Genomic DNA, 16,922 nt, shown 5'->3' with positions numbered 1-16,922 from the left:
AGATACTCGTTGCTGCCCTCTTTACATACCGCCTACTCCGTTACGTACCATAAATGCGTATCGTTTGTGTACGTATGTGGCAAGAACTCTACACCTTGTAAACGAGAATTATAGACAGAGATTTCACTTTCTGCATAGAGAGGAAGAACATACGAGTTATCAATAAACAACTGTGCCCATTCCATATACTTCTCTTGTCTAAACTCCTGATTATCAAAAGCTTGGTCTGGGTCAACCGCTTCTAAAAGTAGCTGATCCTGCTCTTCACTTTGGAAACGCGTATAGTTGAACATTGCCGTTGAACGATATAAATCTCCTGGATCCGGGTCACCAGAACCTAAGCTCCAACCTGCAAGGTAAATATCTAAATCCTCATCTTCATTGTTTTGAATGTTATCAAAGTAAACGCCAGCTTCCATTGGATTTCGAACATTTGTGTTAATCCCAACTTCCGCTAACTGCTCTGCTACAACCGGCGCCACACGCTCACGAACAGGATTTCCAAGTGGATAGTCGATATTTAAAACAAGCTCATTCCCGTCTGGGTCTTCTACAAATCCATCGCCATCTGTGTCCTCATAGCCAGCTTCTTCTAAGAGCGCTTTTGAATGTTCAGGATCATACGTGAACCCTTCGACTCCTTCTGGATCATACACCCATGAAGCTTCAGCAAACGGCGCATCTAACATTTCGCCATGTCCTCGTAAGAAACTATCAATAAACAACTGACGATCAACAGCGCTAAAAATCGCTTCACGGAATCGGACATCTTCAAATTTCTCATTAGGTGTCCAAGCATCTGGATTAATCAAATCATCGTTTGGCCCGTGATTCATTTTTAATGACATATGTTGATAACCAAGTGCTGGCTGCTCATTAATACTCAATGTTTCAACTGCATCAACTTGATCATAATCAGCTGCCGGGAAATAATTCGGCATAAAATCAAGCTCACCTTGTTCAAGCATTCCTGCCGCTACACTTGCATCAACAACACGCCATGTAATCGCATCAAGTTCCGGTGCACCTTTCCAATAATCTTCATTGGCAACAAGTTCATAAGACTCATTTTCTAATACACTTTGTAATTTGAATGGTCCTGTTCCGATTACTTCTCCAGCATCAGTTGAAGCAGCGTGATTCGGGAAGTCTTCTACCGCTACTCCTTCAAATTTATGTTGCGGGAAAATGCCAATCGCTGTATCCGCTAATGCTTTTACGTTTGGCTCCTTGAAATAAAAGCGAACTGTATGCTCATCAATCGCTTCTACCCCTTCAAACGTATCTGACTCACCACTTGAATATTCTTCATAGCCAACTAACGAACTGGCGTAAGAGTGACGAGTTGCTCCTGTGCTTGTATAGCCTGGATCAGCAATAGAAGTGAACGTGAAGACAACGTCATCTGCTGTAAACGGCTCACCGTCATGCCACGTTACGCCTTCTTCTAAATGGTACGTAAGCTCTAGCATGTCGTCACTAAATTCCCATTCACTTGCTAAGCCTGGCTCAAATTCAAGCTCACTATTTTGTGTCGTTAAACCTTCATTTACAAACGTAATAATGTTGTTATCATAAACAGATGAATAAATGATTGGATTAAATTGATTTTCTGGTGTAGATGTCATTCCGAGCGTTATAGATCCACCTTCAACCGCTTCTCCTCCGCCTTCTCCTTCTTCACCATCTGTTCCTGTTTCTGAATCTCCACCGTTACAAGCCACTAAAGCTGTTGCAAATACGGCCGTTGCTAAAAATGTGTAAAACGGCTTTTTCTTCATTCATCTTCCCCCTTATGTGTGTTCACCCTTTTTATTGGTAAGACCTTCGTATGTAGAAGCCTCACCTCCTCTATAAAATTCACGCTTATTCGCTTTTCTCTGTATACAAATGACAAGCGACAAAATGATTTGGCGTATGTTCCACTAGCTCCGGTCTTTCCTGTTTACAGCGGTCATGCACGTGTGGACATCTAGTGTGAAACGCACAGCCTACAGGTGGATTCGCTGGACTCGGCAACTCTCCCTTTAAGACAATTTTTTCTTTCTGAAACGTTACATCTGTAGATGGCACAGCGGAAATTAATGCTTCGGTATAAGGATGAAGCTTATTTTCGTACAAATCAGTTTTATTGGCAATTTCGACAATTCTTCCTAGGTACATCACCGCTACTCTTGAACTAATATGTTTGACAACACTTAAGTCATGAGCAATAAACACATATGTAAGCTTAAATTCGTCTTGTAAATCTTTCATTAAATTTAAGACTTGCGATTGTATCGATACATCTAAAGCTGAAACAGGCTCGTCACCAATAATTAAACTCGGTTTCGTACTTAACGCTCTGGCAATGCCAATTCGTTGTCTTTGCCCCCCAGAGAATTCATGTGGATACTTGTCATACGATTGTTTTGGCAGGCCGACGGTTTCTAGTAATTCTTCGGCTCTTTTTTTTCGCTCCGCTTTTGTTTCGACTGTTTTATGAATAAGCAGCGGCTCTTCAATTAGTTCCCCAATACTCATTCTTGGATTCAACGAAGCGTATGGATCTTGGAAAACCATTTGCATATCGCGACGATACGGTCTTAACTTTCGATTTGAGATGCCGGATATCTTTTCCCCACGGAAATAAACGTCACCGTTCGTTTGATTTTGTAACTGCATCAAAATTCTTCCTAAAGTTGATTTTCCAGAACCAGATTCGCCTACAATTCCAAGTGATTCTCCTTCAAAGATTTTTAATGAAATCCCATCTACTGCCTTTATATGTCCAACCGTTCGTTTTATGACACCTTGTTTTATTGGAAAGTGCATCTTAATGTCTTTTGCTTCTACAAGAACATCCATCATAAATGAACCTCTCTCTCTTGAAGACGTTGTTCGTCAGGTGTAAGCGATCCAGCTTCATACAAAAGGCAACGAACTTTTCTACCACCCTCTGTTTCAATCAGTTCAGGCATCTTATCGGCACACCATTCTGTGGCAAAATCGCACCTTGAAGCAAAGCGACAGCCTGATGGAAACCGATGAGCGGGAGGGACCATTCCTCGAATGGCATCTAACCGTTCTTTATCGTCTTCTAAGTTTGGCATACTTTTTAAAAGGCCTTGTGTATAAGGATGGCTAGGATTTGTAAATAATTCATAGGCTGGTGCTTCTTCAACAATCTGTCCACCGTACATCACGAGTACACGATCCGCTGTTTCGGCTACGACACCTAAGTCATGTGTAATTAATAAAATGGATGATTGAAACTCATTTTTCACTTTAAGCATTAAGTCTAAAATTTGCTGTTGAATCGTTACATCTAGAGCGGTTGTTGGTTCATCTGCAATTAGTAATTTTGGGTTACATGCCATTGCAATCGCAATCATCACACGCTGTCGCATGCCACCTGATAACTGGTGTGGAAACTCGCTTAAACTTTCTTCAGCACGGCTAAATCCAACCAGCCTTAGCAATTCAATTGCTCGTTCTTTCGCTTGTGCTTTTGATGTACGTGTATGCTTTCTTATTGTTTCAATAATCTGATTTCCGATTGAAAAAACGGGATTCAACGACGTCATAGGCTCTTGGAAAATCATTGCAATGTCTTTTCCGCGATACTTGTCTAATTTTTTTGCAGACAATCCATTTAAGTTTGTTCCGTTTAGTACAATCTCACCAGACACTTCTCCTGGGGAATCGACTAAGCCCATAATAGACATGGAGGTCATACTTTTCCCACTTCCAGATTCACCGACAAGCGCGACAACTTCATTCTGGGCAATATGAAAACTTACGCCATCTACAGCTTTAACTAAGCGATTTTTATCTACTTGAAAATACGTTTTAACATTATTAAGCTCCAGTAATGGCTTTCCCATCTCAACCTCCGCTGTTTTAATTTGCTAATTTTTTGATAATTATAGCACAAAAAGTACGTTTGCCAATCTTTTTTTGAAAGAATTTCTTACAGTATTTTATTTACGCAAAAAAAGCCCTTTATATGACTTTTACATCACATAAAGGACTTCTAAATTTATTGCATTGTGTGAATTGGTGTTCCAAGCGCTACTTCTGCTGTTTCCATTGTGATCTCACCAAGAGATGGGTGAGCATGAATCGTTAACGCAATATCTTCAGCAGTCATACCTGCTTCAATTGCAAGACCTACTTCAGCAATCATATCTGAAGCATTTGGCCCAGCAATTTGAGCACCGATTACTAACCCATCTTCTTTACGCGTAACAAGCTTCATGAAGCCTTCTGTATCGTTAAGAGAGAGGGCACGACCATTTGCTGCAAACGGGAATTTCGCTGCTTTCGCATCATAGCCTGCTTCTTTTGCTTCTGCTTCTGTATAACCAACTGTTGCAAGTTCAGGCTCAGAGAAACATACAGCTGGAATCGCTAAATAGTCAATCTCAGATGCTTCACCACTAATCGCTTCAGCAGCAATTTTCGCTTCATAAGAAGCTTTGTGAGCAAGCGCTGGACCTGGGACAATGTCCCCAATCGCATAAATGTTTTTCACATTTGTACGACACTGCTTATCAATGTTGATGATTCCGCGATCCGTCATCTCAATTCCAATACCTTCAAGACCAAGCTCATCCGTATTTGGTGTACGGCCTACAGTTACAAGAACATAGTCCGCTTCAATGACTGTTTCTTCACCTTTTACTTCAGCTGTTACTTTAACGCCTTTATCTGTTTCTTCCACGCCTTTAGCCATTGCTTCTGTATGGAAAGTAACATTATTGGCTTTAAGCTTCTTCTCAACCAATTTCGCCATCTGCTTTTCAAAGCCAGGTAAAATTTGTTTAGAACCTTCTAATACAGTAATTTCAGTACCTAGGTTTGCGTATGCACCTGTAAGCTCGATACCGATGTAGCCTCCGCCAATAACAACCATTTTCTTCGGCACTTCTTTTAATGCAAGTGCGCCAGTTGAGTTAATAACGCGGTCTGTATATTTAAACGAAGGAATTTCGATTGGACGTGAACCTGTAGCAATAATACAGTTCTTGAACTTGTACGTGCTTGAGTTCTTCTCATCCATAATTTTAACGGAATCCTCACCAGAGAAATAAGCTTCTCCACGGATGATCTCGACTTTATTTCCTTTTAACAATCCTTCAACGCCGCCAGTTAATTTATTAACAACAGAGCCCTTCCATTCTTGGACTTTGTCAAAATCAACCGTAACGTTTTCAGCAATAATCCCCATATCTTCAGAAGATTTAGCTTGATGCGCACGGTGACCTGCTTGAATTAACGCTTTTGATGGAATACATCCAACGTTTAAACAAGCACCACCCATGCTATCTTTTTCAACGATTGTTACTTTTTGTCCTAGCTGGGCTGCGCGAATAGCAGCCACATAGCCTCCTGGACCAGAACCAATTACGAGCGTATCTACTTCTTGTGCGAAATCTCCTACAACCATGTCTTACCCCTCCATCAATAGTAATTGTGGGTCATTAAGCAAACGCTTGATTTGATTTAATGCACTTTGCGCTGTTACACCATCAATTAAACGGTGATCATAGCTAATTGATAGTGATAGCATTGTGCCCACAACAATTTCGCCATCTTTTACGACTGGCTTCTCTTCAATTCGACCAATACCAAGAATCATTACTTCTGGGTGGTTAATTACTGGCGTAAACCATTGTCCACTTGCAGAACCAAGGTTGGAAATTGTTGCTGATCCGCCTTGCATATCTGCAGCAGAAAGTTTACCATCACGGGCTTTTCCAGCTAGCTCATTAATTTCATCTGCCAGTTGGAAGATTGATTTACGGTCTGCGTCTTTAACAACTGGAACAACTAAACCTTGATCCGTGTCTGCTGCGATTCCAATGTTAAAGTACTTTTTGTAAACAATTTCGCCTGCTTCGTCATCAATTGACGCATTCATTGCAGGGTACTTACGGATTGCAGACGTTAACGCTTTTACAACGTAAGGAAGATACGTTAGCTTCGTTCCTTGATCAGCTGCAATTTGCTTGTACTGTTTACGATGAGCAACTAGTGCTGTTACATCAATTTCGTCAAGATGCGTAACGTGAGGTGCTGTTTGCTTCGACTTCACCATTGCTTTGGCAATTGCTTTTCGGATACCTTTTAACGGTACTCGCTCTTCTAATTGTTCATTAGAAGCAGCTGGCGCAGAAGTTGTCGCTTTTGATTCTTTTTCTTCTTGTTGATCAGCAGAAGACGTATCTTCGCTTTGATCGCCAGATAAGAATGCATCCACATCTTCTTTTACAACGCGGCCATTTTTACCAGAGCCTTTTACACTTGAAATCGTCACGCCTTTTTCACGTGCATATTTACGCACAGATGGCATCGCAATGACACGAGCGTTGTCGCTTGAATCTGAATCAGCTGACGGAGCTGCTTTTTCTTCTGTTTTTTCTTCATCAGAAGAAGCTTCTGCTTTTTCGTCTTTTCCAGACTCTTCGCCACCGCTTTCTTCTTCCCCATCGTCTTCAGAACCATCATCAATGACTAAGATAACGTCTCCAACGTAGCTTGTCGTGCCTTCGTCTACTTTTACTTCAAGTACTTTCCCATCAACTGGAGATGGCAGTTCCACTACAGATTTGTCGTTTTGTACTTCAAGAAGGATATCATCTTCTTTAATTTCGTCGCCTTCTTTAACAAACCATTTTACAATTTCGCCTTCATGGATTCCTTCGCCCACTTCTGGCAGTTTATATTTATAAGCCACGGCTAAGCGCCTCCTTCATTATAACTCGAATTCAATCTCTATAAAAGAAAGAACGACCTAGTTTTCGACTAGCTTCGTCACTTTCTTCATTTCCTTACTTAAAAGTTAATAACTTCTTTCGCCTTTTCAACAATAATTGCTGGGTTAGGCAACCATGCATCTTCAACTGCAGCGAATGGATAAACGGTGTCAGGTGAAGTGACACGAAGTACAGGAGCTTCTAACGAAAGAATCGCACGCTCTGTAATTTCTGCCACGATTTGTGATGCAATTCCAGCTTGCTTTTGCGCTTCTTGTACAACGATTGCACGGTTTGTTTTTTCAACAGAAGCGACAACGGTTTCCACATCAAATGGGCTTACAGTCATTAAATCGATTACTTCCGCTTCAATACCTTCTTCAGCAAGCTCTTCTGCTGCTTTCATCGAAGCTTGTACCATAGCACCATAAGCAATGATCGTAATATCTTTTCCTTCACGCTTCGTATCAGCTTTTCCTAGCTCAATTGTATATTCATCTTCAGGAACGTCCTGACGGAATGAACGGTACAATTTCATGTGCTCAAGAAATACAACGGGGTCGTTATCACGAATCGCTGAAATTAAAAGACCTTTGGCATCATACGGGTTAGATGGAATAACAACTTTAAGTCCAGGTGTTTGCGCCATTAAACCTTCTAATGAGTCTGCATGCATTTCAGGTGTTTTTACACCGCCACCAAATGGAGAGCGAACAGTAACAGGCATTGTTTGCTTATTGCCTGAACGGAAACGCCAGCGCGACATTTGACCTGCAATTGAATCAAATACTTCAAATACGAAACCGAAGAATTGAATTTCCATTACAGGACGATGTCCAGTAAGGGCTAAACCAATTGCTAAACCACCGATACCAGACTCAGCAAGTGGTGTATCGAATACACGCTCTTCACCGAATTCTTTTTGTAAACCTTCTGTTACACGGAAAACGCCGCCGTTTTGGCCGACATCTTCACCAAAAACGAGTACATCTTCATCTTTGCTAAGCTCATTACGCATGGCATCCGTAATCGCTTGCGCCATTGTCCAATTACCCATAGGTTACTTCGACTCCTTTGCCGTATACTCTTCCAATTGTTCACGAATGTTCACTGGAGGGTTTTCAAACATAAATCCTAGCAAATCTGTAACGTTTTGCTTAGGTGTTTTATCTGCATCTTTAATCGCTTGTTTGATTTCCTCTTTTGCTTGTTCAACGACTTCGTTTTCTTTCTCTTCGCTCCAAAGCTTTTTGCCTTCAAGGAATTTACGGAAACGAATAAGTGGATCTTTCTTCGCCCACTCGTCATCTTCTTCAGATGTACGGTAACGAGTTGGATCATCACCAGCCATTGTATGAGCACCATAACGATATGTTAATGTTTCAATTAATGTAGGACCTTCTCCAGCTAACGCGCGCTTACGAGCGTCAAGTGTTGCTTTGTATACTGCAAGTACGTCCATTCCATCTACTTGAATGCCTTCGATTCCAGCAGCAACTGCTTTTTGCGCAATTGTTTTCGCAGCAGATTGTTTTTCAACTGGTACAGAAATGGCAAAACGGTTATTTTGAACGATGAATACTGCAGGAGCATTATACGCACCAGCAAAGTTAATTCCTTCATAGAAATCACCTTGTGACGCACCGCCATCACCTGTATACGTGATCGCAATGTTATCTTTCTTTTTACGCTTAAGTCCTAGCGCAACACCTGTAGTTTGGATAATTTGTGCACCAATAATAATTTGTGGTACAACAACATTTAGTCCATCTTCAAACTGGCTTCCTTTAAAGTGGCCACGAGACCATAAAAACGCTTGGTGTAATGGCAAACCATGGAAAACAATTTGTGGGATATCGCGATACCCTGGCAAGATCCAGTCTTGTTGGTCAAGCGCAAAGTGAGAACCAAGTTGAGATGCCTCTTGTCCCGCTGTAGGCGCGTAGAAACCTAATCGTCCTTGTCTGTTTAGCGAGATCGCACGCTGATCCCAAATACGCGTGTAGACCATACGGCGCATTAATTCTTGTAGTTGTTCGTCGCTTAAATCAGGCATTTCTGATTCATTCACGACTTCTCCTTCTTCATTAAGAATCTGGAAGGTCTCAAATTGTTCTTCAACTTGATCAATTGTTCTTGTACTCAATTTGTTCACCAATCCTTTCAGTTAGTTAAAAGCGGTATGTGAATTCTTGCTTGTATACGTTTTTCATATGAAAAATGCACTGTTAGCATGCCCAATCCTAAAGATTACATAACCGCAATAAGACGTTGTTAAACCAGACTGTTGTTTACGTAAGAAACATGCGGTCATCTGTTACAATGAAATGGAATATCTAGTAGTACAACTCCCTACTGATTGTTAGTCTACATGAACGACCTAACAATCGTCAATCCTTTTGCACACTTATTAATCGCGATATCCACTAACAATCTTTGGAAACGCTTCAAAAATCCATGTGTTATAGTATACGTAAATTCTGAACTAGTACAGATCGAATTTAAATGTTCTCATGTAACCGCAATCAATCAAAACACTTCCCTCGCGCCTTTTTTACATTAAAAAAGCTCATCGACTTTGTCGACAAGCTAAAGCTTATTCAAAACTTACTTCTAAATCAGACGCTTCGTAAAATTCGCGTTTCGCATCATTATACGCTGTCGTATATTCGTTAAACTGCTCCGTTGCTTCACGACGGTCTTCATACTTTTGGTTTGTTTCTTCAATATGTGCGGTTAACGTTTCTGCATCTAGTTCTTCATCTTTAAGCATTTCATATAATTGTTCATCCAAGTCTAACGATTCTTCATAAATGGTATGTAAGTCTTGATAGCTTGCATAGCGATTATCCATCGCTTCTTGAACATTATTTGCTAAATCAACTAAATTATCATCTTCTAGTTCGGAAAAATCACTTGCTGCATCTTCAAACGCACTATACCCTTCTTCAATGCTTTCCTTTTCCTCTGCAAGCAGCTCGCGACGTTCGTTAACAGATTCAATTGCTTGATCCGATAATTCAACGATTTCATCGTAAGCATCCATATCTAAATCGACAATTTGCGAATAAAGCTCTGCCTCTTGCTCCTCGGCATCTAACATTGGTTGCTGTAGCTCATCAAAACCTTCATTTTCTATTTCAGCGGCTTCTTCTAACGAGCTATGAATCGACTCTGTAGCGGTTTGACCACAAGCTGCTAAAAACAAGCTTGAAAAGGCTACAGTAGCAATAAACTTTTTCGACAAAAACCTCTCCTCCTTCGAGTTTTCTCAACTTCTTTTTCTCTTCTCTCACAATATCTAACAAATAGGTATTTGGCAAGCATTTACTTTTATTTTAAAAAATAAATAGGCATTTATCCAAACATCTTTTCAACTTCTGCATAGGATAGCTATATAAATCGCCTAGTGTGGTGGTTATTAAAGGAGGAATTTCAAACATGAGCTACGCTGAAAAATACGGATATAACTATGGTTACGATCAATGCTGTGAGCCTTATGGATACGGATATGGCTACACGCAACAGAACTGCGGTGGCGGTGGTGGTAAAGGATTTGCACTAATCGTTGTTCTTTTCATTCTATTAATTATCGTTGGTGCATCTTGGTTCGCCGGCGGCGTTGACGAAGGTCCAGACTGTGGTCCAGGTCCTGGTCACGGTCCGAAAAAATAAGAAATTTAAGCGAAAAAGCGACACGAGGAAATCGTGTCGCTTTTTTCTGCTTGCACATAAGAATAATAATCCTTAAACTATTGAAAGAAAGGGAAAGGAGTGGTACTTATATGATTACGATGAATGATGTTGTTCGTGAAGGACATTCTGTTTTAAGAAAAGTGGCTGAACCAGTCAGCATTCCATTAAGTGATGAAGACCGCCATACGCTTACATCTATGCTTGAATTTTTACAGAATAGCCAAGACCCTGAGTTGGCGGAGAAGTACGACTTGCGCCCAGGGGTTGGTCTTGCTGCGCCACAAATCGGTATTTCAAAACGTTTGTTTGCTGTACACGCGATGGATGAGAACGATAAACTATATAGTTTAGGAATTGCAAACCCTAAAGTTATTAGCCATTCAGTTGAACAAAATCAATTAGAAAATGGAGAAGGATGCCTTTCCGTTGATCGTGAAGTTGAAGGCATTGTCCCGAGACACGCCCGTTTAACAATTAAAGGAATCGATCATAACAATGAAGAAGTAACATTACGTTTACGCGGATACATCGCCATTGTTTTTCAACATGAACTCGACCATTTAGATGGCGTCATGTTTTATGATCGCATAGAAGGACTAGAAGATCCGTTTAAACAACCCGTACCTGGTTATGCGCTATAATTCCCAAAAACCCCCTCGTGTTTTTTCTTAGCTTTACTACAAACTAAGAGCAAAACAAGTAGAGAGGGGGTTTTTCTTTTGTTAAAAAAATGGCGTGAAAAACTCTTAAAGCGGTGCAAAGATCTTTTACCAAAGTCATTATTTCTTGATGTGTAAGACCACTTTAAAGTGGCAAGACTGTAAGCCATCCAGTATTATTTATACGGGTTGGCTTTTTGGCATTTCTAAAAAGCCTCATTTCCTATATAATAGATAAACAATGGTAGTAAAAGGAGAGGTTTAATCATGATTTTTAAAGTATTTATTCAAGAAGATTTTTCGCAAGCCCCTGTAAGAGAACGTACAGAATCTTTATATATTGAGGCAGAGAGTGTTAGTGATGTTCGTGCTAAGCTTGTAGATGAGCCTTATAATATTGAATACATTACACCGCTCACTGGTTCATTCTTAGAGTATGAGCAGCAACGTGAAGATTTTAAGGTTGTGAATGCGTAAATGAAACAAGTAAAAAATAATCAAACCGCCGTATTTGCTCTCGGAGGAATGGGTGAAATCGGGAAAAATACGTACGGTGTTCAGTTTCAAGATGAAATCATTCTTATTGATGCTGGAATTATGTTTCCGGAAGACGATTTACTTGGAATTGATTATGTGATCCCCGATTATACGTATCTTGTGAAGAACAAAGATAAGATTAAAGGGCTATTTATTACACATGGTCACGAAGACCACATTGGTGGAATTCCTTATTTATTAAGAGAATTAAACATTGATGTGTATGGAGGAAAGCTAGCTCTTGGTCTGCTCAAAGGAAAATTAGAAGAACATGGCCTACTTCGTAACGCTAAGCTACATCCCATTTCCGAAGACCAAGTAATTAAGTTTACGAAAACATCAGTATCGTTCTTTCGGACAACCCATAGCATACCTGACTCTTATGGTGTTGTTGTTAAAACGCCTCCTGGAAATGTTGTACATACAGGTGACTTTAAATTTGACTTTACACCTGTTGGAGAGCCAGCGAACCTAACGAAAATGGCTAAAATCGGAGAAGAAGGTGTGTTATGCCTCCTCTCAGACAGTACAAATAGTGAAATTCCTGACTTCACTATGTCTGAACGAAAAGTCGGCGATAGCATTAACAACATCTTCCGCAAAGTCGATGGCCGCATCATTTTCGCTACATTTGCTTCAAATATCCACCGTTTGCAACAAGTCATTGACGCAGCAGTTGCCAACAATCGAAAAGTATGTGTATTTGGACGTTCGATGGATTCTGCCATTGCGATCGGACAAGAGCTAGGATATATTAACGCGCCAAAAAACACATTTATTGAGCATTCTCAGCTAAATAAACTCCCTGACCATCAAGTAACAATTCTTTGTACTGGTAGTCAAGGGGAACCAATGGCTGCCTTGTCTCGTATTGCGTTTGGCACTCACCGTCAAATTCAAATTATTCCTGGGGATACCGTTGTTTTTTCAAGCTCCCCTATTCCTGGCAATACCTTGTCAGTTGGGAAAATTATCAACCAACTTTATCGAGCTGGTGCAAATGTGATTCACGGGCCATTAAATGATATTCATACGTCTGGTCATGGTGGACAAGAAGAACAAAAACTTATGCTACGGTTAATGAAGCCACAGTACTTCTTGCCGATTCATGGTGAATACCGGATGTTAAAAACGCACATTAAATTAGCTCAAGAATGTGGCGTCGCAAAAGATAACTGCTTTATTATGGACAATGGCGATGTATTAGCCTTACATCCGAATGAAGCTGGCGTTGTAGGAAAGATTCCATCTGGTTCTGTGTACGTTGACGGAAACGGCATTGGCGATATTGGCAACATTGTTTTACGTGACAGAAGAATCTTGTCAGAGGAAGGGTTAGTCATTGTCGTAGTTAGTCTTGATATGAAAGAATTTAAGGTGACTGCAGGACCGGATCTTATTTCACGTGGCTTTGTTTATATGCGTGAATCAGGAGACCTCATCCACGAAGCACAGAAATTATTAACCGCTCACCTTCATCAAGTAATGGAAAGAAAGACCAATCAATGGTCCGAAATCAAAAACGAAATATCCGATTTGCTCGGTCCGTTTTTATACGAAAGAACAAAACGGAAGCCAATGATTTTACCAATCATCATGGAAGTATAAGAAAAAACGCTGCAGCATATTGCAGCGTTTTTTATCGTAAAGCTTTTGAGATCTTTCCGTAAATATGGTACGCTCAATTTTGCATAAAGTAACGAAAGGAATGACACGATGCTAGAGAATGTAAATGACGTGCTTTATCATCCCATTACCCAAACGTTATGGCAAATCCTCTTTGCCATTATTATTTATTTTATTGTACGCTCCGTTGGGAAAAAGCTCATTAAAAAAGTGTTTAACAAAAAACAAGAGAAACAAGTTTCACCTGCTCGACTTCAAACGTTAGAAAAACTATTGCTTAACGTGTTTTCCTATGTTCTATTTTTTATTATCGCTTTTAATATTCTCGACACACTTGGCTTTCATTTAGGACCATTACTTGCAGCTGCCGGTGTCGTTGGCTTAGCGATTGGTTTTGGTGCACAAGGATTGGTTAGCGATGTCGTGACTGGATTCTTCTTACTTTTAGAGCGACAGTTAGAAGTAGGAGACTATGTAAGCGCAGCCGGCATTGAAGGAATTGTCGAAGAACTTGGGTTCCGAACAACGATGATTCGAGGATTTGACGGTACCCTTCACTATATTCCAAATCGAAACATTACAAATGTAGACAACCATTCACGAGGAAATATGCGTGCACTTGTTGATTTAACGATACCTGCTGGAGAAACAACAGAAGATTCCATTCAAAAAATACAAACAGCCATTGAATCCTTTTCTCATCCGGCTCTTATTACGAAGCCAGAAGTCATTGGTGTAGAAACAAACGACCTTGCTGCTACCGTTATTCGCGTAATTGCAAAGACCGAAAATATGCAGCAATGGGCCGTTGAGCGCGAGTTAAGAAAAGTTATTCGCGACTACTTTGAAAATCAGCAACAAGACGCTAATCAGGAATCACCGTGATAAACAAAGTTTATTAATAGTTAGGCTGTCAATATCATAGTGTAGGCTATGTCGCTCGTAAATAAGAAAAGGTGCTGTTATACGTAACAGCACCTTTTTTCTATCCATTTTGATTGCTTAATGTTTGTTCCACGCGTTGTCCAACTTCTTGTGCACTTAAACCGTCTGCTGAAACAATACTCATATTGCCTTGAGGACTCATTCCTGCAACATCTGCATCACGTCCAGATACGACGCAACAATCGCAACCACTTGCATCCGTTTCGTTCTGAACATGAACCACATCATGTCCTAACGTTTGTAGCTCGTTTTCAATATCTGTTAGACCAGACTGAACACCAATTTTCGCCATACTAAACCCTCCTTCTATCATTCAGAGGTAGTATGCGCGTTGACTAAATGAATTATTCAGCCTTTGTTACAAAGTAGTAGACTTTTGTTCTAAAAATGCACACATATGCCTAACTGCGACTTCAATGGCATCTTCATTTGGATTCAGTCGTGCATCGTGTAAACCAAATGAGCTGTCGACACCTAGCCAAAACATCATTCCCGGATACGCTTTTAAAAAGTAGCCAAAATCTTCTCCTGTCATGGCTTCCTTTGCGAGAGTGAAGTGAACGTTAGGCTGGTTCTCGCTAAATTGAATAAATGCGTTCGTTAACGCTTCGTGATTCCGAACCTCGCAATAGTTAGAACCATAATCAATCGTCGCCTCACAAGAAAAACTGACTTTAATGCCGTTCGTTAACGCTTCAATCCGCTCTTTTACTTTTTGCATCGCTTCCATTGACAGCGTGCGAATCGTTCCTTCTACTCTTGCTTGTCCTGCGATCACGTTCTGCTTTGTCCCACCTTGTATCACGCCAATTGTGACGACAGCAGAATCGAGCGGATCGATATTACGAGAGACAATGGATTGCAGTTGCGTAACAAAGTGCGCTGCCGCTACGACCATGTCGTTCGCCGTATGCGGGTAAGCTGCGTGGCCGCCAGTTCCTTTAAAATCAATAAATAGTTCAGAAGTATTGGCAAAAAGAAGGCCAGGCTTCGTTGAGATCGTCCCAACTGGTAAATTCGGATCAATGTGTAGCGCATAGATTTCATCTGGCTGCCATTGGTCCAAGATCTTTTCTTCTAACATCGGCTTTGCTCCACCTGGCCCCTCTTCAGCAGGTTGGAAAATAAATAATAAGGATGTTGGAGGCTTCGTTTCACTAAAATGTTGCAACATGCCTAGCGCAATCGTCATGTGAAGATCATGCCCGCAAGCGTGCATACTGCCTTTGTGCTGAGATTCATAGGAAAGATTCGTGTCTTCATGTAGAGGTAAACCGTCTATATCTGCTCGATAAGCAACCGTATAGGGTGTTTCGCCTTCAACTTTAACAAGTACCCCTGTTTTCCACGTCGATACGGTTAAACGCTCCTGTCGCATCCCTGCGATTGTTTCTAAAATTAATGCCTGTGTTTTAAATTCTTCAAACCCTAATTCCGGAATTTGGTGGAATTGTCGTCTTAATTGAATTAACTCGTCTTTTTTCATTCATTTAACTCCTGTTCCATTTCATCTAATACGGTTTTGAAACAAGCGATAAACGCATTTACTTCTTCCTGTGAAACAATAAGCGGGGGAAGCAGTCGAATAATCGTCCCCTGGGTGACATCTACAAGCACACCTTTTGCTATCATTTTTTGTTGGATTGTAGCAACTTGTTGCGCACTTAATTTTGTCGGAAGTCCCATCATCATACCTTTACCACGGTAAGATTCAAGCAAAGAAGGGAACTCTTTTTGTAGCGTTTCGAGTGACTCTTGTAAATGTGAAGCGACTGTTCGACTATGCGCTAATAACCCCTCTTCTAAAAGATCCAGCACAGTCAACCCTAACGCACAGCTTAATGGCGATGGTGCAAATGTCGTCCCGTGATCACCAGGAGCAAATAAATCATTTAAGCGTGGGTCCACGATCATACCACCGAGCGGCAAGCCCCCTCCAACTCCTTTTGCAAATAACACTACATCTGGTGTCACGGTCGCTTGCATATATGCAAAAAGAGTGCCTGTTCTCCCCATCCCTGTTTGAATTTCATCCATACAAAATAATGCATCGTGTTCGTTGCAGAGGGATTCAATTTGTTGTAAATAGTCATGTGACAGCGGGACAACCCCACCAGACCCAAGGACAGGTTCCAGTAAAACTGCGGCAGGCTGATACTGTTCTAAAACTTCTTTTAACCCATGCACATCTTCAGGCTCCACTTCATAAACCGGTAAATCATGTAGCGGAAAATCTTGATACACTCCCTCTTGCCTTGTAAGTTTCATGGCACCTAGCGTTCGTCCATGAAAACTTCTCTTTAACACAACAACACCTTTTTTTGCAAAATCTTGTTGTTTACTCCATTTATGAATAAGTTTAATAACCGCTTCTGTTGCCTCTGCTCCAGAATTGGCAAAGAACACTTTTCCACCAATTGTTTTTTCAGATAATTTCTCAGCAAGCTCTACCGCGGGCTTGTTTACGTATAAGTTTGAGATATGTAAAAATTTTGTACCTTGTTCTTGTAAGGTTTCCATAATAGCAGGATGAGAATGGCCAACAATATTAACAGCCAACCCCGTAATGAAATCTAAATAACGGCGATTTTCTTCATCAATTAAATAGCTTCCTTGACCTTCTTTAATAACGATCGGAAGGCGACGGTATGTGTTCATTAAAGCCTGTTCATCTCTTTTAAGCCAATCCATTTCAAAGACTCCTTTTTTATGAAAACAG

15 protein-coding genes and 1 pseudogene are annotated in these 16,922 nt (G+C 40.7%); 5 read left to right on the top strand and 11 right to left on the bottom strand.

Annotated features, from left to right (window positions below; genetic code table 11):
• Nucleotides 1-32: 32 nt before the first annotated feature.
• The 8 genes from ACE1TH_RS03610 to ACE1TH_RS03575 form a co-directional block, all read right to left on the bottom strand.
• A complete protein-coding gene (locus ACE1TH_RS03610) occupies nt 33-1,781 on the bottom strand; it encodes an ABC transporter substrate-binding protein (RefSeq protein WP_099301201.1) in 1,749 nt (582 codons plus the stop codon).
• Between the two features lie 85 nt (nt 1,782-1,866).
• Entirely contained in the window at nt 1,867-2,850 is a 984-nt protein-coding gene (locus ACE1TH_RS03605) for an ABC transporter ATP-binding protein (protein ID WP_099301202.1), read from the bottom strand.
• Nucleotides 2,847-3,866 carry an ABC transporter ATP-binding protein gene (locus tag ACE1TH_RS03600; RefSeq protein ID WP_375078376.1) on the bottom strand — a complete coding sequence of 340 codons (1,020 nt, stop codon included), beginning with the start codon at nt 3,864-3,866 and terminating at the stop codon, nt 2,847-2,849. Before ACE1TH_RS03600 ends, ACE1TH_RS03605 begins: the two co-directional genes overlap by 4 nt.
• 155 nt (nt 3,867-4,021) lie before the next feature.
• The gene (lpdA, locus tag ACE1TH_RS03595) at nt 4,022-5,431 is read right to left on the bottom strand and encodes a dihydrolipoyl dehydrogenase (RefSeq protein WP_375078375.1); all 1,410 of its coding nucleotides are present in this window, start codon (nt 5,429-5,431) and stop codon (nt 4,022-4,024) included.
• Between the two features lie 3 nt (nt 5,432-5,434).
• A complete protein-coding gene (locus tag ACE1TH_RS03590; RefSeq protein WP_099301205.1) occupies nt 5,435-6,721 on the bottom strand; it encodes a dihydrolipoamide acetyltransferase family protein in 1,287 nt (428 codons plus the stop codon).
• Between the two features lie 98 nt (nt 6,722-6,819).
• Nucleotides 6,820-7,797, bottom strand: a complete 978-nt coding sequence (locus ACE1TH_RS03585) for an alpha-ketoacid dehydrogenase subunit beta (protein ID WP_099301206.1) — start codon at nt 7,795-7,797, stop codon at nt 6,820-6,822.
• 3 nt (nt 7,798-7,800) lie between these two features.
• Nucleotides 7,801-8,886 (bottom strand): pyruvate dehydrogenase (acetyl-transferring) E1 component subunit alpha, encoded by a 1,086-nt coding sequence (pdhA, locus tag ACE1TH_RS03580; RefSeq protein ID WP_099301207.1) that lies wholly within the window; start codon nt 8,884-8,886, stop codon nt 7,801-7,803.
• Between the two features lie 450 nt (nt 8,887-9,336).
• Entirely contained in the window at nt 9,337-9,987 is a 651-nt protein-coding gene (locus ACE1TH_RS03575; RefSeq protein ID WP_099301208.1) for a YkyA family protein, read from the bottom strand.
• 299 nt (nt 9,988-10,286) lie between these two features.
• On the opposite strand from ACE1TH_RS03575, the pseudogene ACE1TH_RS03570 reads away from it, so the two are divergent.
• From ACE1TH_RS03570 to ACE1TH_RS03550, 5 genes and pseudogenes are all read left to right on the top strand, one after another.
• Nucleotides 10,287-10,358: pseudogene (locus ACE1TH_RS03570) on the top strand (YjcZ family sporulation protein); the annotation flags it as partial.
• A gap of 167 nt (nt 10,359-10,525) precedes the next feature.
• Nucleotides 10,526-11,077 (top strand): peptide deformylase, encoded by a 552-nt coding sequence (def, locus tag ACE1TH_RS03565; RefSeq protein ID WP_099301210.1) that lies wholly within the window; start codon nt 10,526-10,528, stop codon nt 11,075-11,077.
• 285 nt (nt 11,078-11,362) lie between these two features.
• Nucleotides 11,363-11,572 (top strand): DNA-dependent RNA polymerase subunit epsilon, encoded by a 210-nt coding sequence (locus ACE1TH_RS03560; RefSeq protein WP_375078374.1) that lies wholly within the window; start codon nt 11,363-11,365, stop codon nt 11,570-11,572.
• Entirely contained in the window at nt 11,573-13,240 is a 1,668-nt protein-coding gene (gene rnjA / locus ACE1TH_RS03555; protein WP_099301212.1) for a ribonuclease J1, read from the top strand.
• A gap of 108 nt (nt 13,241-13,348) precedes the next feature.
• Nucleotides 13,349-14,143: a mechanosensitive ion channel family protein gene (locus tag ACE1TH_RS03550; RefSeq protein ID WP_099301213.1), complete on the top strand. Its 795-nt coding sequence runs from the start codon at nt 13,349-13,351 to the stop codon at nt 14,141-14,143.
• 100 nt (nt 14,144-14,243) lie between these two features.
• On the opposite strand, the gene ACE1TH_RS03545 is transcribed toward ACE1TH_RS03550, so the two are convergent.
• The 3 genes from ACE1TH_RS03545 to ACE1TH_RS03535 all read right to left on the bottom strand — a co-directional run bounded on the left by ACE1TH_RS03545 (nt 14,244) and on the right by ACE1TH_RS03535 (nt 16,894).
• Entirely contained in the window at nt 14,244-14,495 is a 252-nt protein-coding gene (locus tag ACE1TH_RS03545; RefSeq protein ID WP_099301214.1) for a YkuS family protein, read from the bottom strand.
• A 66-nt stretch (nt 14,496-14,561) separates the two neighbouring features.
• Entirely contained in the window at nt 14,562-15,689 is a 1,128-nt protein-coding gene (locus ACE1TH_RS03540; RefSeq protein ID WP_099301215.1) for an N-acetyldiaminopimelate deacetylase, read from the bottom strand.
• Nucleotides 15,686-16,894: an aspartate aminotransferase family protein gene (locus tag ACE1TH_RS03535; RefSeq protein WP_099301216.1), complete on the bottom strand. Its 1,209-nt coding sequence runs from the start codon at nt 16,892-16,894 to the stop codon at nt 15,686-15,688. The genes ACE1TH_RS03540 and ACE1TH_RS03535 overlap by 4 nt, the downstream gene beginning before the upstream one ends.
• Nucleotides 16,895-16,922 lie beyond the last annotated feature (28 nt).

Source organism: Shouchella sp. JSM 1781072 (genome assembly GCF_041949915.1).
Lineage (GTDB): Bacteria > Bacillota > Bacilli > Bacillales > Bacillaceae_D > Shouchella.
The sequence above is the reverse complement of the archived record's forward strand: the minus strand, read 5'-3'. Positions and strand labels throughout refer to the sequence as shown.

Excerpts from the sequence above, each read along its gene's own strand:
- ACE1TH_RS03610 (WP_099301201.1), bottom strand. The coding sequence starts at position 1,781 with ATGAAGAAAAAGCCGTTTTACACATTTTTAGCAACGGCCGTATTTGCA.
- ACE1TH_RS03605 (WP_099301202.1), bottom strand. The coding sequence starts at position 2,850 with ATGATGGATGTTCTTGTAGAAGCAAAAGACATTAAGATGCACTTTCCA.
- ACE1TH_RS03600 (WP_375078376.1), bottom strand. The coding sequence starts at position 3,866 with ATGGGAAAGCCATTACTGGAGCTTAATAATGTTAAAACGTATTTTCAA.
- lpdA (WP_375078375.1), bottom strand. The coding sequence starts at position 5,431 with ATGGTTGTAGGAGATTTCGCACAAGAAGTAGATACGCTCGTAATTGGT.
- ACE1TH_RS03585 (WP_099301206.1), bottom strand. The coding sequence starts at position 7,797 with ATGGGTAATTGGACAATGGCGCAAGCGATTACGGATGCCATGCGTAAT.
- def (WP_099301210.1), top strand. The coding sequence starts at position 10,526 with ATGATTACGATGAATGATGTTGTTCGTGAAGGACATTCTGTTTTAAGA.
- ACE1TH_RS03560 (WP_375078374.1), top strand. The coding sequence starts at position 11,363 with ATGATTTTTAAAGTATTTATTCAAGAAGATTTTTCGCAAGCCCCTGTA.
- rnjA (WP_099301212.1), top strand. The coding sequence starts at position 11,573 with ATGAAACAAGTAAAAAATAATCAAACCGCCGTATTTGCTCTCGGAGGA.
- ACE1TH_RS03550 (WP_099301213.1), top strand. The coding sequence starts at position 13,349 with ATGCTAGAGAATGTAAATGACGTGCTTTATCATCCCATTACCCAAACG.
- ACE1TH_RS03545 (WP_099301214.1), bottom strand. The coding sequence starts at position 14,495 with ATGGCGAAAATTGGTGTTCAGTCTGGTCTAACAGATATTGAAAACGAG.
- ACE1TH_RS03540 (WP_099301215.1), bottom strand. The coding sequence starts at position 15,689 with ATGAAAAAAGACGAGTTAATTCAATTAAGACGACAATTCCACCAAATT.
- ACE1TH_RS03535 (WP_099301216.1), bottom strand. The coding sequence starts at position 16,894 with ATGGATTGGCTTAAAAGAGATGAACAGGCTTTAATGAACACATACCGT.